Annotated in this window: 17 protein-coding genes; 11 read left to right on the top strand and 6 right to left on the bottom strand. The window is 66.6% G+C overall.

Annotation, left to right across the window (positions count from 1 at the left end):
• The first annotated feature begins 25 nt into the window (after positions 1-25).
• On the top strand, positions 26-790 hold the full coding sequence (locus tag BU28_RS22790) for an HpcH/HpaI aldolase family protein (protein ID WP_036762743.1): 765 nt from the start codon (positions 26-28) through the stop codon (positions 788-790).
• A gap of 8 nt (positions 791-798) precedes the next feature.
• Positions 799-2,016, top strand: coding sequence for an NAD(P)/FAD-dependent oxidoreductase (locus BU28_RS0111840; protein ID WP_028719679.1), 1,218 nt, complete (start codon positions 799-801; stop codon positions 2,014-2,016).
• A gap of 71 nt (positions 2,017-2,087) precedes the next feature.
• On the opposite strand, the gene BU28_RS25465 is transcribed toward BU28_RS0111840, so the two are convergent.
• The 4 genes from BU28_RS25465 to BU28_RS0111825 form a co-directional block, all read right to left on the bottom strand.
• Positions 2,088-2,231 (bottom strand): hypothetical protein, encoded by a 144-nt coding sequence (locus BU28_RS25465; RefSeq protein ID WP_155992537.1) that lies wholly within the window; start codon positions 2,229-2,231, stop codon positions 2,088-2,090.
• Between the two features lie 404 nt (positions 2,232-2,635).
• Positions 2,636-3,232, bottom strand: coding sequence for a hypothetical protein (locus BU28_RS0111835; protein WP_028719678.1), 597 nt, complete (start codon positions 3,230-3,232; stop codon positions 2,636-2,638).
• Positions 3,229-5,370 carry a xanthine dehydrogenase family protein molybdopterin-binding subunit gene (locus BU28_RS0111830; protein ID WP_051578147.1) on the bottom strand — a complete coding sequence of 714 codons (2,142 nt, stop codon included), beginning with the start codon at positions 5,368-5,370 and terminating at the stop codon, positions 3,229-3,231. Before BU28_RS0111830 ends, BU28_RS0111835 begins: the two co-directional genes overlap by 4 nt.
• 2 nt (positions 5,371-5,372) lie before the next feature.
• Positions 5,373-5,831, bottom strand: coding sequence for a (2Fe-2S)-binding protein (locus tag BU28_RS0111825; RefSeq protein WP_028719676.1), 459 nt, complete (start codon positions 5,829-5,831; stop codon positions 5,373-5,375).
• A gap of 143 nt (positions 5,832-5,974) precedes the next feature.
• Here BU28_RS0111825 and BU28_RS0111820 point away from each other — a divergent pair, with 143 nt between their 5' ends.
• Entirely contained in the window at positions 5,975-6,619 is a 645-nt protein-coding gene (locus tag BU28_RS0111820) for a helix-turn-helix domain-containing protein (protein ID WP_028719675.1), read from the top strand.
• 52 nt (positions 6,620-6,671) lie between these two features.
• On the opposite strand, the gene BU28_RS22785 is transcribed toward BU28_RS0111820, so the two are convergent.
• Positions 6,672-8,060, bottom strand: a complete 1,389-nt coding sequence (locus BU28_RS22785) for an ammonium transporter (protein ID WP_036762739.1) — start codon at positions 8,058-8,060, stop codon at positions 6,672-6,674.
• A gap of 343 nt (positions 8,061-8,403) precedes the next feature.
• Here BU28_RS22785 and BU28_RS0111810 point away from each other — a divergent pair, with 343 nt between their 5' ends.
• From BU28_RS0111810 to BU28_RS0111790, 5 genes are all read left to right on the top strand, one after another.
• Entirely contained in the window at positions 8,404-9,291 is an 888-nt protein-coding gene (locus tag BU28_RS0111810; protein ID WP_028719674.1) for a class II glutamine amidotransferase, read from the top strand.
• A 1-nt stretch (position 9,292) separates the two neighbouring features.
• Positions 9,293-9,976, top strand: a complete 684-nt coding sequence (locus tag BU28_RS0111805; protein ID WP_028719673.1) for a GltB/FmdC/FwdC-like GXGXG domain-containing protein — start codon at positions 9,293-9,295, stop codon at positions 9,974-9,976.
• An 11-nt stretch (positions 9,977-9,987) separates the two neighbouring features.
• Positions 9,988-11,313, top strand: coding sequence for an FMN-binding glutamate synthase family protein (locus BU28_RS0111800; RefSeq protein WP_028719672.1), 1,326 nt, complete (start codon positions 9,988-9,990; stop codon positions 11,311-11,313).
• A 68-nt stretch (positions 11,314-11,381) separates the two neighbouring features.
• Positions 11,382-12,686, top strand: coding sequence for a type III glutamate--ammonia ligase (gene glnT, locus BU28_RS0111795; RefSeq protein ID WP_028719671.1), 1,305 nt, complete (start codon positions 11,382-11,384; stop codon positions 12,684-12,686).
• 158 nt (positions 12,687-12,844) lie between these two features.
• Entirely contained in the window at positions 12,845-13,492 is a 648-nt protein-coding gene (locus BU28_RS0111790) for a FadR/GntR family transcriptional regulator (RefSeq protein WP_036762737.1), read from the top strand.
• Here the strand turns inward: BU28_RS0111790 and BU28_RS0111785 are convergent.
• The gene (locus tag BU28_RS0111785; protein ID WP_028719669.1) at positions 13,476-14,762 is read right to left on the bottom strand and encodes an ABC transporter substrate-binding protein; all 1,287 of its coding nucleotides are present in this window, start codon (positions 14,760-14,762) and stop codon (positions 13,476-13,478) included. The genes BU28_RS0111790 and BU28_RS0111785 overlap by 17 nt on opposite strands.
• A gap of 162 nt (positions 14,763-14,924) precedes the next feature.
• Between BU28_RS0111785 and BU28_RS0111780 the strand changes: the two genes are divergently transcribed.
• The 3 genes from BU28_RS0111780 (at position 14,925) to BU28_RS0111770 (ending at position 20,745) form a co-directional block, all read left to right on the top strand.
• The gene (locus BU28_RS0111780; protein WP_028719668.1) at positions 14,925-16,268 is read left to right on the top strand and encodes an NAD(P)-binding domain-containing protein; all 1,344 of its coding nucleotides are present in this window, start codon (positions 14,925-14,927) and stop codon (positions 16,266-16,268) included.
• Positions 16,269-16,299: 31 nt separating this feature from the next.
• On the top strand, positions 16,300-18,663 hold the full coding sequence (locus BU28_RS0111775; protein WP_028719667.1) for a trimethylamine N-oxide demethylase: 2,364 nt from the start codon (positions 16,300-16,302) through the stop codon (positions 18,661-18,663).
• A gap of 270 nt (positions 18,664-18,933) precedes the next feature.
• Positions 18,934-20,745, top strand: coding sequence for a trimethylamine N-oxide permease (locus BU28_RS0111770; protein ID WP_198944929.1), 1,812 nt, complete (start codon positions 18,934-18,936; stop codon positions 20,743-20,745).
• Position 20,746 lies beyond the last annotated feature (1 nt).

Here is a 20,746-nt window from a genome sequence, read left to right as displayed (position 1 = left end):
AAGGCAATTCGTTTCTGGAGTGGCTATGAAAGAGCGTCCCAATTCCCTGAAAGAAGGCCTCGTCGGTGGGCACCGGGCGATCGGCTTGTGGTGCAGCCTGTCCAGCGCCCTGACGACCGAGGTCGCGGCCGGCGCAGGTGCCGACTGGCTGCTGGTGGACGGCGAACACAGCCCCAACGACCTGCGGTCCGTCATGGCCCAGCTGCAGGTGATCGCGGCCTTTCCCTGCGAAGGCGTGGTCCGCCTGCCGTCGGACGACCCGATCGTCATCAAGCAGTTCATGGACATCGGCGCGCGCAGCCTGATGGTCCCGAATGTCCGCACCGCCCGCCAGGCTGCGGACATCGTGGCGGCCATGACCTATGCGCCATCCGGTTTCCGCGGATTTTCGGTCGGTCACCGTGCCAACCAGTTCGGGCGCATCGCCGACTATCACCGCAACGCCCGCACCAACCAGTTGCTGGCCGTACAGATCGAATGCGAGACCGGGGTGGCGAATGCCGCCGAGATTGCCGCTGTCGAAGGCGTCGACGTCGTGTTCGTCGGGCCGGGCGACCTTTCGACCAACATGAACGAGATGGGCAACCCGAACGCGCCCCGGGTCCAGGAAGCCATTGCCTCGGTGCGCGAGGCCGCGCACAAGGCGGGCCGCGCCTCTGGAACCCTTGCGCCCGTCAAGGCCGATGCCGACCGCTATCTTGCCGATGGCTTCACCATGGTCGCGGTGGGGTCCGATCTCGGCGTGCTGGCGCGCGGGACGGATGCCCTGATTGCCTCTTTTGCCCGGTAAGGTCCGCCATGCCCATTCCCGCCTACAAAGCACCCAAGCGCACGTCCTATGACATCGTCATCGTCGGCGGCGCCGTTGTCGGCTCCTCGACCGCCTACTGGCTGAGCCGCCAGATGGACAAGGACATCAGCGTTCTGGTCGTCGAACGCGACAGCACCTACGAGTTTTCCTCGACCGCGCTGTCCACAAGCGCGATCCGCCAGCAGTATTCGAACCCGATCAACGTCAAGATCAGCCAGTTCGGCATCGCGTTCATCCGCGACTTCGGCGAGGCGATGGCACCCTATTTCCCCGGCGAGGCAATACCCAGCCTGGGCTTCAAGGAACACGGCTATCTCTACTGCGTCTCGCCCGAGGGGGCGGACGCCGCCCGGGCACGGGTCGAGATGCAGCGCAGCCTGGGCGCCCATACCGTCTATCTGGACCAGGGCGCGCTGAAGGACCGGTTTTCCTGGCTGAACGTCGAGGATCTGGCGGGGGGATCCTGGGGATCCAAAGACGAGGGCTGGTTCGATTCCATGGGCTTGCTGAACGGCTTTCGCCGCGCGGCGCGGGCCGAAGGGGTGGAGTATATCGACAATGCCGTGACAGGGCTTGAGGTCGAAGACGACCGTGTGACCTCCGTCAAGCTTTCGACCGGAGAGGTGGTGTCTTGCGGCACGCTGGTCAATGCGGCAGGCCCGCGCGCCCAGCAGGTCGCGGCCATGGCGGGCCTGTCGATCCCCGTCATGCCCCACAAGCGCTACAGCTTCGTCTTTGCAAGCGAGACGCCGGTCCCCGGCCGCATGCCCAACGTCATCGACCTGTCGGGGACCTTCGTCCGGCCCGAGGGCGAGTTGTTCCTGACCGGCAACACGCCGCTGGACGACGGTCCCGCGGATTTCGACGACTTCGCCATCCGGCACGACGAATTCGAGGATCGCATCTGGCCGGCGCTTTGGCACCGGATCCCCGCCTTTGACGCGCTGCGGGTCATGCAAAGCTGGTGCGGACATTACGAATACAACATGCTGGACCACAACGGCATCGTGGGCTTTCACCCCCAGATCAGGAACTTCATGTTCGCAAACGGCTTTTCCGGCCATGGGCTGCAGCAATCGCCAGCAGTGGGGCGCGCCGTTTCCGAGCTGATCCTTTACGGGGCGTTCCAGACGCTGGATCTGACGCCCTTCCGTTATGAGCGGATTGCGGCCAACGAGCCATTCCTGGAGGAAGCCGTCATCTAGCGGATTGCGCCGTCGAGCCTGTCGTTCATAGACTGCTTGCACGGCGGGAGGTTCGGCGTCGGGAATTCCTGTCAACACTCCGGCGCTTCGATCCGGCGATGTTCGACCGCGCTGCGCTGCCACAGCGCCAGATTATCATTGCGGCTGGCCTGAGCGATGCGGAAATGGAAACCGCGATCCGTCGTTCCCAACGCTGTCATCTGATCGGATATCATACTGCAAGACCTTTCTGCTTGGTGCAGGACATCGTGTGCCGGGAGCAGTTGGTCCTGGTCATCGGGGGCTCCGCAGGGTCCGTGGTTGAAGTCGCCAAACTCCACCTTGATGGCCACCCTGGAGGATGATCGCTGTCCGTGGTGCGCCGGAATGTCCGGTTCCGGATGATCGGGATGCCGTCCCGGTGCATCAACGATCCATGCGACGTCAGCCGACCCCAGTCCCAACTTCGTTCCGTTCCCCGCTGCCACGGCTGCCCAAGGCTCAGGCGGTATTGCGCCACGATCACCATGTCGCGCCGCCGGCGGGGTGATGGCCACCGATGCCGCTACGCAGGCAACCGGTTCTTTTTACGAACGTGTCTTCCCGGCAATACGCCTGGACCGGAGCTACACCTCCCCGATCACCCGGGACAGGCGGCTCCGGTGTCGATCCAGGCCCGCGTCAGCTGGCCGAAGATCTCCTGGCTGCCGGGGGCGGGCTCGCGGCCCGCGCCGGGATGCCAGCCCCAGCCGACCAGGCCGTCATGGGCGTTGTGTTCGTGAAGCTCTTCCAGCGTCTTGCCGCCGTTGCGCTCGGGATCCTTGATCTGCTGGCAGATCTCGCCCAGGGACAGGCCGACCCAGCCCATGCTGACCGGGGCCAGCGACCAGGGCTCGTGCCCCGGAATGCTGCCCTGGCCGCCGGTCAGGGTGACATTCTCGGCCCCGTGGCAGGTGTTGCAGGTCATCCCCGGCGCGCCGAAATCGGCCTCTCCGCGCACCACGGGCGGATCGTGGGGATGCATGTCGTCGCCCTGCGTCGGCCCGCCGGTGACCGGGTGGCAGTTCAGGCAGCGCGGATGGGTCAGCACCTTGCCCATTTCCTGAAACAGGGCGGCGGACCTTTCGGCCTTGTCGGCGATGGCAGCGAAGGCGTCGGGGGTTTGCAGGTCGTCCTGCGCCCAAAGCGGCGCGGCGCAGAACAGCGCCGGGACAAGAACGGCCGTGACTGATCTCATGAAATCGCTCCGCCGAAAGGAAGCTGGTATTGCCGAGCCCCGTTCAAGGCGCGCCAGGCATTGGCCATCGCCGGGGCCAGCGGCGGCACGCCCGGTTCGCCGACGCCGGTCGGATCCGCGGCGCTGCGGATGATCGAGACCTCGACCGCCGGCATCTCGGCGATCCGCAGCATGGGATAGTCGTGGAAATTCGACTGTTCCACGGTGCCCCCCGGCGCCAGGGTGATGCGGCTGTGCAGCGCGGCGGACAGGGCATAGCCGATGCCGCCCTCCATCTGCGCGCGGATCAGGTTGGGATTGACGGCGATGCCGCAATCGACGGCGCACCAGACGCGGGTGACGCGCGGGGTGCCGCCGCGATCCTCGACCTCGACCACCTCGGCGACATAGGTGCCGAAGCTTTTCGCATAGGCGATGCCATAGCCCTTGCCGTCGCGGCGCGGTCCCTGCCAACCGGCCATGCGGGCGGCCTCGGCAATCACGGCGCGTTCGCGCGCGGCCTCGGGCGGCAGCAGGTCCAGGCGGCCCTGCACGGGATCCTTTCCGGCGGCCTCCAGAACCTCGTCTAGGAAGGTCTCGACCGCATAGGCGGTGTGGGTGTGGCCAACCGAGCGCCACCACAGCACGCTGACCGGGCTTTCCATCCGCGCCCAGCCGATGCGCTTGGCGCCCAGGCGGTAGGGCAGGCCGGTGGAGCCTTCGAATGAGCTGTTGTCCGGGCCGCCCTTCAGCATCGCCTCCATCGGCGTGCCCGCCATGATCGACTGGTTCGCGACGACGTTTTCCCACCCGATGATGGCTCCGTCCGTGTCTAGCCCCGCGCGCAGGCGGTGGACGGTCATCGGGCGGTAATAGCCGCCCTTCACGTCGTCCTCTCGGGTCCAGACCAGCTTGAAGGCGCCGTCGCGCCCGGCGGCCTTGGCGATTGCACCGACCTCGGCCGCCAGATGGGCCGAGCCCTGCGCCCGCCGACCGAAGGATCCGCCCGCCATCAGCACGTTGATCGTCACGTCCTCGGGCGCGATGCCCAGGGCGCCCGCGATGGTGGGCTTGTCAAAGAACGGGAACTGGCTGCCGAACCACAGCTCGGCCTTGCCGCCCTTGGTCTCGATCACCGCATCCAGGGGTTCCATCGGCGCATGGGCCAGATAGGGGAAACGGTATTCGGCCGTCAGCACCCTGGCCGCGCCGTCGATGGCTGACAGGTCGCCCTCTTCCTCGACCGTCTCGCCGCCCTGGGCGGCGGCCTCGGCGAAGGCTGCGAACATCTGGGTGGAGCTGCGCGTTTCCGCTTTGCTGTCGTCCCATTCCAAGATCAGCGCGTCGCGGCCCTTCATCGCGGCATAGGTGTTGGTCGCATAGACCGCCACGCCCGAGGGCACGGTCCGCACCATCTCGACCCCTTTCACCGCCAGGGCGGCGCTGTCGTCCACGCGGGCCAGGGTCGCGCCGAACCGGGGCGGATGCGCCACCACCACGGTTAGCATCCCGTCGCGATAGACATCCAGGGTGAATTGCGCGGTGCCGGTGGATTTCGACGCGCTGTCCAGCTTGGGCCGGTCGGTGCCGATCAGCACGAAATCGGCGGGGGCCTTGACCGGCGGGTCTTCGGGCACCGGCTGGCGGGCGGCGGCGGTCGACAGCGCGCCGAAGCCGGACGACCGGCCCGAGGCCTCATGCGCGACGACGCCCGCCTTGACGGTGATCTCGGAGGCGGGGACGCCCCATTCCTCGGCCGCAGCGGCGACCAGCATGGCGCGGGCGGCGGCGCCGGCCTTGCGCATCTGCATGAAGCTGTTGGCGATGGCGGTGGACCCCCCGGTCCCCTGCGCCCCGAAGGCGAGGTTCGCATACAGCCTGTCGTCGGCGGGCGCGCCTTCGGCCCGCATCTGCGACCAGTCGGCGTCCAGTTCCTCGGCCACCAGGGTCGCAAGGCCGGTATAGGGCCCCTGCCCCATCTCGAGGTGCTTGATCATCACCGTGACCAGATCGTCGGTCCCGATGCGGATGAAGGCATTGGGCGCGAATGGCCCGGCCACCGTCACCTGCGCCCGGCCCCGCCCGACCGGAAGCGCCAGCGCCAGCAACAGCCCTGTCCCACCTGCCAGGAAACCCCGGCGCGTCGTCTGCACGGTCACGATCAGCCCTCCAGCGTCCGGGCGGCATCGTGGATGGCCTGCCGGATCCGCACATAGGTGGCGCAGCGGCAGATGTTTCCCGCCATCGCGTTGTTGATGTCCTCGTCGCTGGGCTGCGGGATCTGTTGCAGAAGGGCGGTCGCCGACATGACCTGCCCCGACTGGCACCAGCCGCATTGCGGCACGTCGATGGCCGTCCAGGCCGCCTGCACGGCGGCGACCTCGGGGCCTTCCATGCCCTCGATGGTGGTGACCTCGCTGCCCTCGATCATGCCGATGGGGGTCACGCAGGACCGCCGGGGCATTCCGTCCAGCATCACCGTGCAGGCACCGCATTGCGCGATGCCGCAGCCGAACTTGGTGCCGGTCAGGCGCAGTTCGTCGCGCAGGACCCACAGCAGCGGCGTTTCGGGATCCACGTCCAGATCGTGATCCCGGCCATTCACACGAAGTCGCGTCATCCCTGGCCTCATTCGCTGGGTCCGGGAATGATGGACCCCCTGTCCCTCAGGTCAAGCGAAAAGCGGCCCCGGCGCATGGCAGAACCCATTGCGCGCGGCCAGGATCGGGCGCAAGCTGAACTTTCCTCAAAGGAAAGATTGCCGTGGCCAAGACCTCCAGTCCTGCGAAGACCCTGACCCAGAACCCCCATGCCCTGCGCGACGCGCCCGAACGCAACCTGGAAGTCGCGATCGGTCGCGCCGTGCGCGAGTTGCGCAAGCGCCAGCGCATGACCGGTTCGGACCTGTCGGCGCAGACCGGGATTTCCATCGGCATGCTGTCCAAGATCGAGAACGGGGTGATCTCGCCCTCGCTCGGCACCTTGCAGGCGCTGGCCAATGCCCTGCGCGTGCCGCTGGTCCAGCTTTTCGCCGGCTTTGCCGAGCCGCGCGGCGCGATGCACGTCAAGGCGGGCCAGGGTGTCGAGATCGAGCGTCAGGGCACCCGCGCCGGCCACCAGTATCACCTGCTGGGCCATATCGGGTCGAACAACTCGGGCGTGGTGGTCGAGCCCTATCTGATCGTGCTCAGCGCAGAAAGCGACCGCTTCCCGACCTTCCAGCACGAGGGGATCGAGATGCTGTACATGCTGGACGGAATCGTCGGCTATCGCCATGGCGAACAGGTCTATCGGCTTGAGCCGGGCGACACGCTGCTGTTCGACGCCGATGCGCCGCACGGGCCGGTGGACCTGATCTCGCTTCCGGCGCGCTATCTGTCGGTCATCACCTATCCGCAATCCCGCTGAACGGAAAAGGGGCCGGGATGAACCCGGCCCCCCCAAAGCAGGACATAGGGTGTCAGCCCGGCTGCCCGGCGGGCGCGACGGCAGGGCGCGCGGCGGCGGGCGCGTGTTCGACGGGCTGGCTGGGTGCCCCGGCATAGACGCCATCGCCCAGGCGGTAGCCGACCTCGCCATGCTCGCCCGTGTCCAGGCCGTCGAACTCGACTTCCGGGTCGACGCGCAGCCCGACCAGCGCATCCGCCACCTTCAGCGCGATCCAGGTGGTGACCAGCGACACGCCGATGCTGAAGCCCATGATCAGGACCTGCGGCACCATCTGGGACAGCATCGTGCGCCCCTCGGGATAGCCCAGGCCGCCAAGCGCGGGGGCGGCGAAGATCACGGTCAGGATGCCGCCCACCGCCGCGCCGACGCCGTGGACGCCGAACACGTCGAAACTGTCGTCATAGCCGAAGCGGCGCTTGACGCTTTCGACGGCATAAAGGCAGACCGGCGCGGTCAGGAACCCGACCGCGATGGCGCCCGCGGGTCCGACAAAACCGCAGGCCGGGGTGATCGCGACCAGCCCGGCGATGCAGCCCGACAGCAGGCCGAAGGTGCTGGGGCGCTTGCGATGCACCCATTCCGTCGCCATCCAGCCAAGCGCGCCGCCGGCCCCGCCCAGGGCGGTGTTCAGCATGACCAGCGTGGCAAAGCCGTTCGCCGCCAGCGCGCAGCCGCCGCAGAAGGCCAGCCAGCCCACCCACAGCATGGCGCCGCCGGTATAGGTCATCGTCATGTTGTGGGGCGCCATCATCGCGGTGCCGTAGCCCTGGCGCGGCCCCACGACCAGCGCGCAGACCAGCGCCGCCATGCCGGCGTTCAGGTGGACGACGTTGCCGCCCGCGAAGTCCTGCACCGCAAGGCCAAAGACCCAGCCGCCGCCCCAGGCCATGTGCGCCATCGGCACATAGTTGATCGTCAGCCAGACCGCCATGAAGATCAGCACGGCCGAGAACTTCATCCGCTCGGCGAAAGCGCCGACGATCAGGGGCGGGGTGATCGCGGCGAACATCATCATGAACAGGACATACAGGTATTCGGGGATGGTCCCGACCAGGCTGTCCTGGGTGATGCCCGACAGGAACATCTTGCCGGTGCCGCCGATCACCGCCATCCAGGAGGACGGCGCAAAGGTCAGCGAATAGCCGAACAGGATCCACAGCACGCAGACCAGCGCGATGGTGGCCAGGATATGGGTCATCACCGACAGCACGTTCTTGCTGCGGGCCATGCCGGCATAGAACAGGCCCAGGCCGGGCAGCATCATCAGCATGACGATCATCGCGCAGGCGGCGACAAAGGCGGTGTCGCCGCTGTCCAGCGCCGGCTCGGCCGTCTGGGCCAGGGCCCCCAGCGGCAGGGCGGTGGCGGCCAGGGCCGCCAGGGCAGTCTTGAGGTTCATGGCATAGTTCCCGTGTCCAGAAGATCGCTCCCAGCATCGGCGCGAGACTGCCGTCGCCGCAAAGTTTCCTGAAGATCAAGATTGTTGTGCATCAGGAATTACGCCGATGCGCCGCAAAATACGCCAGCCTGCCCGCGCGGCGGTCATCCTGTGAAATCCGGCGCGCGAATCGCGCCATCATACCTTCCCTGCCTGTTTTCCCGTCCCCGGATGCGCTCTGCCGCCCTTTTCCTGATCACATGGCGGCTTGGCGGAAGTGCAGGGTGTTTCTCATAATTTTCCTGTTGCGAATTTAATTTTCGTGTAAGTTATATGAAGAAACCCGAACATGACGGAGACGAAGATGTGCGGCATCGTAGGCCTGTTCCTGAAAAAGGAAGAACTGCGCCCGAAACTTGGTGAGTTGCTGACCGACATGCTGGTCACCATGACCGACCGCGGACCCGACAGCGCGGGCATCGCGATCTATGGCGACGAGGCCGGCCGGCTGAAGCTGACCGTCCAGTCGGACACGCCCGAGGCGACCTTCCACGGCCTTGACGTGGCGCTGTCCCATGCGATCGAAAGCCCGGTCGCGATGCGCGTGATCGACACCCACGCCGTCCTGACCCTGCCGGAGGCGGCCGAGGCGCAGGCCCGCGCCTATCTGGCCGAAAAGGGCATCCGCGTCATGGGCGCGGGCCATGCGATGGAGATCTACAAGGAGGTCGGCCTGCCCCGCGACGTGGCCCGGCGGTTCCAGCTGCGCGGCATGGCCGGCAGCCACGGCATCGGCCATACCCGCATGGCGACGGAAAGCGCGGTGACGACGCTGGGGGCGCATCCGTTCTCGACCGGCACGGACCAGTGCCTCGTGCACAACGGGTCGCTCTCGAACCACAACCAGATGCGCCGCGTGCTGTCGGAAAAGGGCTTCGCCCCCCAGACCGCGAACGATACCGAGGTCGCCGCCTGCTACATCTCGTCCCGCCTGGCCGAGGGCGCGAACCTGGGCGAGGCGCTGGAAGGCACGCTGAAGGACCTGGACGGGTTCTTCACCTTTGTCGTCGGCACCAGGAACGGCTTCGGCGTGGTGCGCGACCCCATCGCCTGCAAGCCCGCCGTGATGGCCGAGACCGAGGATTACGTCGCCTTCGGCAGCGAATACCGCGCACTCGCCAACCTGCCCGGGATCGAGACCGCTCGCGTCTGGGAACCCGAACCCGCCACCGTCTATTTCTGGGAACGCTGAAATGCAGACCATCGACCTGTCATCGACGACCCTGCGCGACCTGAACAGCGCCTTGCAGGCGCAGGCTGCGCAGACCAACCAGACCGAATGGGTGGTCGAGAACCCCAAGGGCGCCCATGCCATCGCGGTCGGCCTCGATGCGCCCATCGAGGTCACCGTCAAGGGTTCGACCGGCTATTACTGCGCCGGCATGAACAAGCAGGCCACCGTGCGGGTCACCGGCTCGGCCGGGCCGGGGGTGGCGGAAAACATGATGTCGGGCACCGTCATCATCGACGGCGACGCCAGCCAGTACGCGGGCGCCACCGGCCACGGCGGGCTTCTGGTCATCAAGGGCAACGCCAGCTCGCGCTGCGGCATTTCGATGAAGGGCATCGACATCGTGGTGTTCGGCAACATCGGCCACATGTCGGCCTTCATGGCGCAATCGGGCAATCTGGTCGTGCTGGGCGATGCCGGCGACGCGCTGGGGGACAGCCTTTACGAGGCGCGACTGTTCGTGCGCGGTTCGGTGAAATCGCTCGGCTCGGACTGCATCGAGAAGGAGATGCGCCCCGAACATGTCGAGATCCTCAGGGACCTGCTGCAGCGCTCGGGCGCCGATGCCGACCCTTCGGAATTCAAGCGATACGGCTCGGCCCGGACGCTTTACAACTTCCACGTCGATCACGCCGGTGCCTATTGATGAGGGACATCATGGACAAGACCCCGCAAACCAAGCCGCGCGACAGCTGGACCTTTTCGCCGTCCGTGAACGCCGAAATCCGCCGCGCTGCCGAAACCGGCATCTACGACATCCGGGGCGGCGGGGCCAAGCGGCGGGTGCCGCATTTCGACGACCTGCTGTTCCTGGGCGCCTCGATCAGCCGCTATCCGCTGGAAGGCTACCGCGAGAAATGCGACACCTCGGTCGTGCTGGGCACGCGCTTTGCGAAAAAACCGATCGAACTGAAGATCCCGATCACCATCGCCGGCATGAGCTTCGGCGCGCTGTCCGGCCCCGCGAAAGAGGCGCTGGGGCGCGGCGCCACCCTGGCCGGCACCTCGACCACCACCGGCGACGGCGGCATGACCAACGAGGAACGCGGGCATAGCGAAAAGCTGGTCTATCAGTACCTGCCCTCGCGCTACGGCATGAACCCCGACGACCTGCGCCGCGCCGATGCCATCGAGATCGTCGTGGGCCAGGGCGCGAAGCCCGGCGGCGGCGGCATGCTCCTGGGCCAGAAGATCACCCAGCGCGTGGCGAACATGCGCAACCTGCCGGTGGGCATCGACCAGCGGTCGGCCTGCCGCCACCCGGACTGGACCGGACCGGATGATCTGGAAATCAAGATCCTGGAACTGCGCGAGATCACCAACTGGGAAAAGCCGATCTACATCAAGGTGGGCGGCGCCCGACCCTATTACGACACCGCCCTGGCGGTGAAGGCCGGGGCCGACGTGGTGGTGCTGGACGGCATGCAGGGCGGCACCGCCGCGACCCAGGACGTGTTCATCGAAAACGTCGGCCAGCCGACGCTGGCCTGCATCCGCCCCGCGGTGAAGGCGCTGCAGGACCTGGGCATGCACCGCAAGGTGCAGCTGGTCGTTTCGGGGGGCATCCGCTCGGGTGCGGACGTGGCCAAGGCCTTGGCGCTTGGCGCGGATGCGGTGGCCATCGGCACCGCCGCGCTGATCGCGCTGGGGGAAAACGACCCCAAGTGGGGCGACGAATATGCCGCGCTTGGCACCACCGCCGATGCCTATGACGACTGGCACGAAGGCCGCGACCCCGCCGGCATCACCACCCAGGACCCCGAGCTGATGGCCCGCTTCGACCCGGTCGAGGGCGCGCGCAGGCTGCGCAATTACCTTGCGGTCATGACCCTGGAATGTCAGACAATCGCGCGCGCCTGCGGCAAGAGCCATGTCCACAACCTCGAGCCCGAGGACCTTTGCGCCCTGACCATCGAGGCGGCCGCCATGGCGGGCGTGCCGCTGGCCGGCACCAGCTGGATCCCCGGTCAGGGCGGCTTCTGATCTTGACCAGAAGGGCGGGGCACAGACCCCGCCCCGGTTTAATCCTCACCCAACAGGGACCTGATCCTATGACAGATCTTGTCGAATTCGCCCGCGAAAAGGGCGTCAAATACTTCATGATTTCCTATACGGACCTGTTCGGCGCGCAGCGCGCCAAGCTGGCGCCGGCCCAGGCAATCGCCGACATGCAGGAAAACGGCGCGGGCTTTGCCGGCTTTGCGACCTGGCTGGACCTGACGCCCGCCCATCCCGACATGCTGGGCATGCCGGATGCGAACTCGGTCATCCAGCTGCCATGGAAAAAGGAAGTCGCCTGGGTCGCGTCGAACTGCGTCATGTCGGGCAACGGCCCGCTGGAGCAGGCGCCCCGCAATGTGCTGGGCAAGCTGGTCGCCGAGGCCGCCGGCATGGGGCTTGAGGTCAAGACCGGGGTCGAGCCCGAATTCTTTCTGCTGACGCCGGACGGCAAGGCGATCTCGGACAGCGCCGACACCGCCGTGAAGCCCTGCTATGACCAGCAGGCGATCCTGCGCCGCTATGACGTGATCGCGGAAATCAGCGACTACATGCTGGAACTGGGTTGGGAGCCCTATCAAAGCGACCACGAGGACGCGAACGGCCAGTTCGAAATGAACTGGAAATACGACAATGCCATGGCCACGGCCGACAAGCATTCGTTCTTCAAGTTCATGACCCGCGCCGTTGCCGAAAAGCACGGCCTGCGCGCGACCTTCATGCCCAAGCCGATCATGGGCATGACGGGAAACGGCTGCCATGCCCATATCTCGGTCTGGACCAGGGACGGCCGGAACGCCTTTTCCGACGACAGCAAGGACCTGAGCCTGTCCGATGAAGGCCGGCATTTCCTGGGCGGGATCATGAAGCACGCCTCGGCCCTGGCGCTGCCCTGCTGTCCCACCGTGAACAGCTACAAGCGCATCAACGCGCCGCGCACCTCCTCGGGGGCGACCTGGGCGCCGAACTCGGTCACCTGGACCGGCAACAACCGGACCCATATGGTGCGTGTTCCGGGCCCGGGCCGGTTCGAGCTGCGCCTGCCGGACGGCGCCGTGAACCCCTATCTGCTGCAGGCCGTCATCATCGCGGCGGGTCTGTCCGGGCTGAAGTCCAAGGCCGACCCGGGCCGGCGCTGGGACATCGACATGTATGCCGATGGCCACACCGTCACCGACGCGCCGAAACTGCCGCTGAACCTGCTGGATGCCATCCGCGCCTTCGACGAGGACACCGAACTGAAAGGCGCGCTTGGGGATGCCTTCTCGGCGGCGTTCATCAAGATGAAGACGCAGGAATGGAACGCCTATACCGCGCACCTGACCCAATGGGAGCGGGAGACTACGCTGGACATCTGAACCAGACGGGAACTGGATCAACTGGTTCCCTGTCGGGCTGGCAAACCCCTGCCCGACGCGCTAGACAGGGCTGATCGTTTTATGGGTCCTTTGCCTTGTCGCCGTTGCCACAGCCGCCGCAATCCCTTGTTCCCGGACGGGCGGGACCGTCCGTGCAAATGGTGGTCGATGTCCTCTGCGCGCGCTTGGCCTCGGGGGTCTATCCGCAAGGCAGCCGCCTGCCGTCCGAACGCCAGTTGGCCGCCAGCATGCAGGTGGCCCGCAACACCTTGCGCGAGGCGCTGGACATCCTTGAGCAGAAGGGCCTGATCCTGCGCCGGGCCGGCGCCGGATCCTTCGTCGTGGATCCCGACCGATCGGACAACGCGCTGCCTGTGGTGGCCAACAGCGGGCCGCTGCATCTGCATGTGATGCGCGGCATCCTTGAACCCGAAATCGCCCGCCTGGCCATCCTCAACATGTCGCTGGCCCGGATCGAGGCGCTGACCCGGATCACCGAGGACCTGGGCCGCACCACCGATCCGGCGCAATTCGCCCGGCTCGAGGAGGATTTCCAGCAAAAGCTGGCCGAGGGCACCGGCAACCCGCTGCTGGTGGCCTGCTACGACCTGGTGCTCAAGGCACGCCGTCAGCGCCATCGCAGCGCGATGCTGCGCCGGCTGCTGACGCCGGACCGGATGGACGAGCTGCGCCGCATCCATGTCGATCTGTTGGGCGCCCTGGCGTCCGGGGACATCGCCGCCGCGACCGACCTAGTCCAGCAGATGCTGATCGACGAACAACGCCTTCTCATGCAAGAGGGCTGACCGCCCCGGCCGGCCCCATCCCGGGCCGCTGCTGCCACAAAAGGCCAAGCGCCTGCATCTCGCGCAGCAGCAGGGGTTCGTGCCGGTCCAGCCAGCCCAGGACCGAGCGAAAGCCTGCGATGCGCGCGACGCCCCCGGTCACGCGCACGACGGGCCAACTGCCGATCAGGGCATTGTCGATGCCGAACAGCGCCTCGCCGTACCAGCGCGCGGGTCCGAACACCTGCATCATCTGGCCGCCGCGTTTCATCGAATCCAGGGCCTTGGCCGGATCGGTGCTGCCGGCGATTTCGACCGCCTGCTGCCACAGGTCCAGCGCCGCCGCATATTCCCAGCTGACCGCCGACCAATGGCCGGGATAGCGCTGCTGGTATGCCGCGTGAAAGGCTGCGGGCTGGCGAAAGAAGAAGGCGGTCTCTGCCAGCGCAGGATCGTCGAAGTCGGGAAAGTGAAAGATGAAATTCTCCATGAACGCGGCCGAGGTCCGCGCCACCATGCGCCGATAGTTGTCGCCGGTGCAGGACAGGATCGGACCGGCAAAGCCCGCCTGGAAGGCGGCCTCGGTCAAGGCATGGACCATATGCGGCTCGGACGAGCACCAGCACAGCACCTGGGGGTCGTCCTGCAGCATCGCCGCCACCATGCCCGCGGCATCGGCGGTCTGGGGCGGATAGCGCAGTTCGCGGACGATCTGCATCTCCTCGGCCGCGAAGGCGGCGCGATAGGTGGCCAGCGACGGCAGGCCCATCATGTCCTGCTGGCTGCACAGGGCCACGCGCTTCAGCTCGGGCCGGGTGCTTGCCAGCCACTCGACCCCCGTCACCACGAAGATCGGATGCACTTCGGCCGGGGCGATCAGCGTGGGCGTCTCGGGGCTCAGGTCAAAGGGCAGCAGCGTCGTGGTCAGGACGCGCCGCGACATCAGCCAGGGCAGCGCGGGCGCAAGCGAATCGCCCCCCAGCGTCAGGATGATGCGGACGCCGGCCCGCTCGACCAGCTCTGTCGCGGCGATGCGGGTTTCCTGATCGCTGATGGCCGCGTCGCGCGCCAGGACCTCGACCCTGCGTCGTTGCTGCCCGATCGCCAGGCCGCCCTGTTCGTTCACCCAGTTGGCCCAGATCAGGCAGCCCTCCAGCCCGGGCGTGCCCCAGGGCGAGGATGGGCCGCTGAGCGGCGCCAGAAATCCGATTCGAATGGGCGAGCCCGCCCGGTGTAGGTTCCGCGGCAGGCTGCCGGTGACCGCCAGCCGCTGCGCCAAGGATGAATGCACGCGATCCCCCATTGCCCGAATAACGGCAACGTTTCGCCAAATTTCGCAGCATGGTTCTTCTTTGCAATTAAAAATGTTGACCGAAAGGGAATCTGGGCCTCTAATTGGTTCAATCCAAAAGAACAGAACCGCCAAATTGGTTCGAACCACAGGGAAATCGACATGACAAAGCGAGTCGCCATCATCGGCGCTGGCCCCTCGGGGCTTGCCCAGCTGCGTGCCTTTCAATCCGCTTTCCGCAACGGGGCCGAGATCCCCGAGATCGTCTGTTTCGAAAAGCAGTCGAACTGGGGCGGGCTGTGGAACTACACCTGGCGCACCGGGACCGACGAACATGGCGAACCCGTGCACGGCTCGATGTATCGCTATCTGTGGACCAACGGGCCCAAGGAAGGGCTGGAGTTCGCCGATTATTCCTTCGAGGAGCATTTCGGCAAGCAGATCGCCTCGTATCCGCCCCGGGCCGTGATGTTCGACTATATCGAGGGCCGGATCAAAAAGGCCGGGGTGCGCGACTGGATCCGCTTCAATTCGGTGGTGCGCTGGGTCGAATACGACGACCAGGCCGAGGACTTTACCGTCACCGTCCACGACATGGAACGCGACCACGTCTATAAGGAGCGCTTCGATCACGTGATCGTCGCCTCGGGCCATTTCTCCAGCCCCAATGTTCCCGAATATCCCGGCTTCACGCATTTCTATGGCCGCATCACCCATGCCCATGACTTTCGCGACGCGCGAGAGTTCAGCGGACAGGACGTGCTGATCGTCGGTGCCAGCTACTCGGCCGAGGACATCGGCTCGCAATGCTGGAAATACGGCGCGAAATCGGTCACGTCCTGCTATCGCACCGCACCCATGGGCTTCAACTGGCCCGACAACTGGGACGAAAAGCCGGCACTGGTCCGGGTCGAGGGCAAGACCGCCCATTTCAGCGACGGCACCAGCAAGACGGTCGATGCGATCATCCTGTGCACGGGCTATCGGCATTATTTCCCGTTCCTGCCGGACGATCTGCGGCTGAAGACGGCGAACCGGCTGGCGACGGCCGATCTCTACAAGGGGGTGGTCTATGTCCACAATCCCAGGATGTTCTACCTGGGCATGCAGGACCAGTGGTTCACCTTCAACATGTTCGACGCCCAGGCCTGGTATGTGCGCGACATCATCCTGGGCCGCATCGCGGTGCCTGCCGACAAGCAGGCGATGCTGGCCGACGTGGCCGAGCGCGAGGCGCGCGAGGAAGCCGACGACGACGTGAAATATGCGATCAAGTACCAGGGCGATTACATCAAGGAACTGATCGCGGAAACCGACTATCCCAGCTTCGACGTCGATGGCGCCTGCGCGGCCTTCTATGAATGGAAGCATCACAAGGCCGAGGACATCATGGCCTTCCGCAACCACTGCTATCGCTCGGTCATCACCGGGACCATGGCGCCGGTGCACCACACGCCCTGGAAGGACGCGCTGGACGACAGCATGGAAGCCTATCTGCGAAACTGACCCCGTCCTTTCCCCGGCAATGGAGGCTCGGATGAGCGCCATCCCCTATCCCGGCCTGCTGCGCCCCGGCCCGCCACGACCCAGCGGGTTGCGCGTGGCCTCGCCCGTCGGCCGCCCGCCGGCGCAGGAACGCCACAGCGTGGCGGGCGGCGGCGCGCTGCTGCTGCCGCTGGCGCAGGGCGACCGCGTCAGCGTCATCAACGCCGAGGGCGGCCAGCGCGCCGAACTGGTCGCGGTGGACATGCAGGGCCGGCCCGGCCTGCTGGGCCCGGCCTCGGACGAGCCGCACGGGCTGCGCCGGGCGCTGAGCTCGGGCGAGGAGAGCCTGACCCGGCTGGCGCGCGGCATCGCGGCGCGCGGCATAGACCTTTCGAAGAACCATGCCATCACGCTGTTCGGCGCCGCAAGCCCGGCGGGCGACCGCGCCGAGTTCACCGCCGAAGGCGCCGGCTGGCTGATCGCCTGCGCGCCCGGCGACCCGATGGACCCGGAAAGCGGCGACACCGCCAGTCCGCTGACCCTGCTGATCGACCGCGCCAGCCCGCGAGCCAAGCAGGAGTTCGCGCTGCCCGACCCGCTGGCCGATCCGATCCTGGACATCCGGGTGAAATCCGCCACGGCCGAGGCCTATCTGGTCCGCGCCGGCGAATATATCCAGATCCTGGACGTGGACGGCCGGCAATGCACGGATTTCCAGTGTTTCGACGCCCGCAAGCTGGATCGCGGCATCCAGAACCCGCTGGACGTGACCACGACGCGCACCATCCTGGGCCACAGCTATGCCATGCCCGGGCTGCATGCGAAATATTTCGACCAGGACATGGATGCGCTGGTCGAGGTGGTGCAGGACACCTGCGGCCGGCACGACGCCTTTGCCATGGCCTGCGCCGCGAAATATTACGACGACATCGGCTATCCCGGCCATGCCAACTGCTCGGACAATTTCAACGGCGCGCTGGCGGAATACGGCGTCGATCCGCGCAAGGGCTGGATGGCGGCGAATTTCTTCTTCAACACCTGGATCGACGCGCATGGTGTGCTGATGACCGACGAGCCCTGGTCGCGGCCGGGCGACTATGTGCTGCTGCGGGCGCTGACCGACGTGGTCTGCGTGTCCTCGGCCTGCCCCGACGACACCAGCCCCGCCAATGGCTGGCACCTGTCGGACATCCATGTCCGCAGCTATGCCGCCAGCGAACGCTTCCAGCGCGCCACCGCCTGGCGGCCCATGCCCGAGTCCGAGCCGATCATGACCCGACAGACCGCCTTTCACGACAATTTCGCCGCGCTGACCCGCGATTTCATAGAATACAAGGGCTTCTGGCTGCCGAACACCTTCCCCAACTCCTCGCCCGAGGAGGAGTATCGCACCTGCCGCAACGGCGTCGCCATGATGGACCTGTCGGCGCTGCGCAAGTTCGAGGTGACCGGCCCGGACAGCGAGGCCCTGATGCAATGGGTGCTGACCCGCGACGTCAAGAAGCTGGGCGTGGGCCAGGTGGTCTATTCCGCGATGTGCTATCCGCATGGCGGCATGGTCGACGACGGCACGCTGTTCCGCATGGGCCCGGACCGCTTCCGCTGGATCGGCGGCACCGATTACGGCGGCGAATGGATGCGCGAGCAGGCCCAGGCGCTGGGGCTGAACGTGATGATCCGCTCCTCGACCGATCAGCTGCACAACCTGGCCGTCCAGGGGCCGAAATCGCGCGAGGTGATGAACGCGGCGATCTGGACCGCGCCGCACCAGACCGCGATCCCGGAACTGGGCTGGTTTCGCTGGACCGTCGGCCGGGTGAACGGCCCGAAAGGCGCCCCGGTGGTGGTCTCGCGCACCGGCTACACTGGCGAACTGGGCTATGAGATCTTCTGCCATCCCAAGGACGGGGCCGAGGTCTTTGCCGCCGTGGCCGAGGCCGGCGCGCCCCATGGCATCAAGCCCATGGGCTTGGCCGCGCTGGACCTGCTGCGCATCGAGGCCGGGCTGATCTTTGCCGATTACGAATTCACCGACCAGACCGACCCGTTCGAGGCCGGCATCGGCTTCACCGTGCCCTTGAAGACCAAGCCCGACGACTTCATCGGCCGCGAGGCGCTGATCCGGCGCAAGGAGAACCCGCGCTGGAAGCTGGTGGGCCTTGAGATCGACAGCCGCATTCCGGCCCATCACGGCGACTGCCTGCATATCGGCCGGGCGCAGGTGGGCGAAATCACCTCGGCCATGTGGTCGCCGCTGTTGGACCGCCAGATTGCGCTGGCCCGCGTGGACGTGACCCATGCGGCCGAGGGCACCGAAATCGAGGTCGGCAAGCTCGACGGGCAGCAAAAGCGCCTGCCCGCGCGCATCACCGCCTTTCCGCATTACGACCCGAAGAAAGAACGACCGCGGTCCTGAAGCCGCGGCGCTGACGACAGAGAGGTTCGACATGATTGCAGCCCGGCGTCCCAAGACGCTGGCCGGTCCCGTGCAGCCCGATGGCTGCCGGGCCCCGGAAGGAACCCCCGCCGCATCGCGGAGGGGCGCGCCTGTCGCTGCCTGTGACGGACAAAGCAAGGGACTGCCGCCGGGACATAGGGGATGCCCCGGCGCCGCAACATGCCGAGCCAGCCTGAAAGCGACCCGCGACAGGGTCCGGGGCGGCTTGTCCAACAGGGAAATGCGCAAATGGTTGAACAATCGACGACCGGCCCGATGGCCGGCGTGGCGGGGGGCGACATTCCCGCCGCGCAGGGAACGCTGCACCGCGCGCTGGACTGGCGAGGTGCCTTCTGGGTGGCGGCCGGGGTGCCGCCCCTGGTCCTGTTTTCCATCGGGGGCATCGCCGGGGTGGCGGGCAAGGCCGCCTTCGTCGTCTGGATGCTGTCCATGTGCATGGGCTTTCTGCAAAGCTTCACCTATGCGGAAATGGCCGGCATGTTCGGCAACAAGTCGGGCGGCGCCTCGGTCTATGGCGCGACGGCCTGGCTGCGTTACTCCAAGCTGATCGCGCCCCTGTCGGTCTGGTGCAACTGGTTCGCGTGGTCGCCGGTGCTGTCGCTCGGCTGCGCCATTGCGGCGGGCTATATCCTGAACGCGCTGTTCCCCATTCCCCTGGCCAGCGCGCCGCAGGTCGCCGACTGGGTTGCGGCCCATATCGCGAGCTACGGCGCGCAGACGCAGGCGGTCATCGACTACCTGGCCGCCAATCCCGGCACCCCCGTCGATGCCGCCATCCGGGCCGTGGCCCAGGCCGACGGCGTCGCGGCCCTGACCCCGGCCTTCCGCAGCTGGGAGGCGCTGGCCCTGACCGTCCCGGGCCTCGGGACGCTGCATTTCAACGCGACCTTCGTGATCGGGCTGATCCTGATGCTGGTGATCTTTGCGATCCAGCACCGGGGGATTTCCTCGACCGCCAAGGCGCAGCGGGTCATGGCGATCGTCGTGCTGGTGCCGCTGCTGCTGGTCGGGCTGGTGCCGATCCTGAACGGCTCGATCGACACGATGAACGTCACCGGCATCGTGCCGCCGACCAGCGCCTATGCCGCGAGCGACGGGGCCTGGGACATCGGCGGCTGGACGCTGTTCCTGGGCGCCATGTATATCGCCGCCTGGTCCACCTATGGCTTCGAGACCGCGGTCTGCTACACGGCCGAGTTCAGGAACCCCGAGACCGACACCTTCAAGGCCATCTTCTATTCCGGCCTGCTGTGCATCGTCTTCTTCTTCCTGATCCCCTTCGCCTTCCAGGGCGTGCTGGGGCACGAAGGGATGCTGGCGCCCGGCATCGTCGACGGCACCGGCGTCGGCGCGGCGCTGGCCGGACTTGTGAACGGTGGCGCGGTCGTCACGCAGATCCTGGTCATCCTGATGATCCTGGCGCTGTTCCTGGCCATCATGACCGCCATGGCCGGGTCGTCGCGCACGCTCTACCAGGGGTCGCGCGACGGCTGGCTGCCCCGTTACCTGAGCCACGTGAACGAGCATGGCGCGCCCACGAACGCCATGTGGACCGACCTGGGCTTCAACCTGTTCCTGCTCGCGCTGGCGTCCGATGCGACGGGCTATTTCTACGTCCTCGCCATCTCGAACGTGGGCTATATCATGTTCAATTTCCTGAACCTGAACGCCGGCTGGATCCACCGCATCGACAGCCCGCACCTGAAGCGGCCCTGGCGGGCGCCGACCGTGCTGATCGGGCTGAACACGCTTCTGGCCTTCGTAAACGCCATGTTCCTGGGCGCCGGTGCCAAGGTCTGGGGCTATTCCGGCGCGCTGTGGTCGGGGCTGATCTTCGCCAGCTTCATCCTGCCGGTGTTCTGGTTCCGCCACTACTATCAGGACAAGGGCCATTTCCCGCGCGAGGCGATGGAGGACCTGGGCCTCAGCGACCACGGCGACCTCGGCCCGCGCCGCGCCGGCATCCTGCCCTATCTGGCGCTGATCGCGGGTGCGGCGGTCGTGCTGTTCAGCAACTGGTTCTTCCAGCTGCCCACCTGAG

Source organism: Paracoccus yeei ATCC BAA-599 (assembly GCF_000622145.1).
Taxonomy (GTDB): domain Bacteria; phylum Pseudomonadota; class Alphaproteobacteria; order Rhodobacterales; family Rhodobacteraceae; genus Paracoccus; species Paracoccus yeei.
The sequence above is the reverse complement of the archived record's forward strand: the minus strand, read 5'-3'. Positions and strand labels throughout refer to the sequence as shown.

What these genes read in the sequence shown, in the direction of transcription:
- BU28_RS22790 (WP_036762743.1), top strand. Translation starts at nt 26, where the DNA reads ATGAAAGAGCGTCCCAATTCCCTGAAAGAAGGCCTCGTCGGTGGGCAC.
- BU28_RS0111840 (WP_028719679.1), top strand. Translation starts at nt 799, where the DNA reads ATGCCCATTCCCGCCTACAAAGCACCCAAGCGCACGTCCTATGACATC.
- BU28_RS25465 (WP_155992537.1), bottom strand. Translation starts at nt 2,231, where the DNA reads ATGATATCCGATCAGATGACAGCGTTGGGAACGACGGATCGCGGTTTC.
- BU28_RS0111835 (WP_028719678.1), bottom strand. Translation starts at nt 3,232, where the DNA reads ATGAGATCAGTCACGGCCGTTCTTGTCCCGGCGCTGTTCTGCGCCGCG.
- BU28_RS0111825 (WP_028719676.1), bottom strand. Translation starts at nt 5,831, where the DNA reads ATGACGCGACTTCGTGTGAATGGCCGGGATCACGATCTGGACGTGGAT.
- BU28_RS22785 (WP_036762739.1), bottom strand. Translation starts at nt 8,060, where the DNA reads ATGAACCTCAAGACTGCCCTGGCGGCCCTGGCCGCCACCGCCCTGCCG.
- BU28_RS0111810 (WP_028719674.1), top strand. Translation starts at nt 8,404, where the DNA reads ATGTGCGGCATCGTAGGCCTGTTCCTGAAAAAGGAAGAACTGCGCCCG.
- BU28_RS0111805 (WP_028719673.1), top strand. Translation starts at nt 9,293, where the DNA reads ATGCAGACCATCGACCTGTCATCGACGACCCTGCGCGACCTGAACAGC.
- BU28_RS0111800 (WP_028719672.1), top strand. Translation starts at nt 9,988, where the DNA reads ATGGACAAGACCCCGCAAACCAAGCCGCGCGACAGCTGGACCTTTTCG.
- glnT (WP_028719671.1), top strand. Translation starts at nt 11,382, where the DNA reads ATGACAGATCTTGTCGAATTCGCCCGCGAAAAGGGCGTCAAATACTTC.
- BU28_RS0111790 (WP_036762737.1), top strand. Translation starts at nt 12,845, where the DNA reads ATGGTGGTCGATGTCCTCTGCGCGCGCTTGGCCTCGGGGGTCTATCCG.
- BU28_RS0111780 (WP_028719668.1), top strand. Translation starts at nt 14,925, where the DNA reads ATGACAAAGCGAGTCGCCATCATCGGCGCTGGCCCCTCGGGGCTTGCC.
- BU28_RS0111775 (WP_028719667.1), top strand. Translation starts at nt 16,300, where the DNA reads ATGAGCGCCATCCCCTATCCCGGCCTGCTGCGCCCCGGCCCGCCACGA.
- BU28_RS0111770 (WP_198944929.1), top strand. Translation starts at nt 18,934, where the DNA reads ATGGTTGAACAATCGACGACCGGCCCGATGGCCGGCGTGGCGGGGGGC.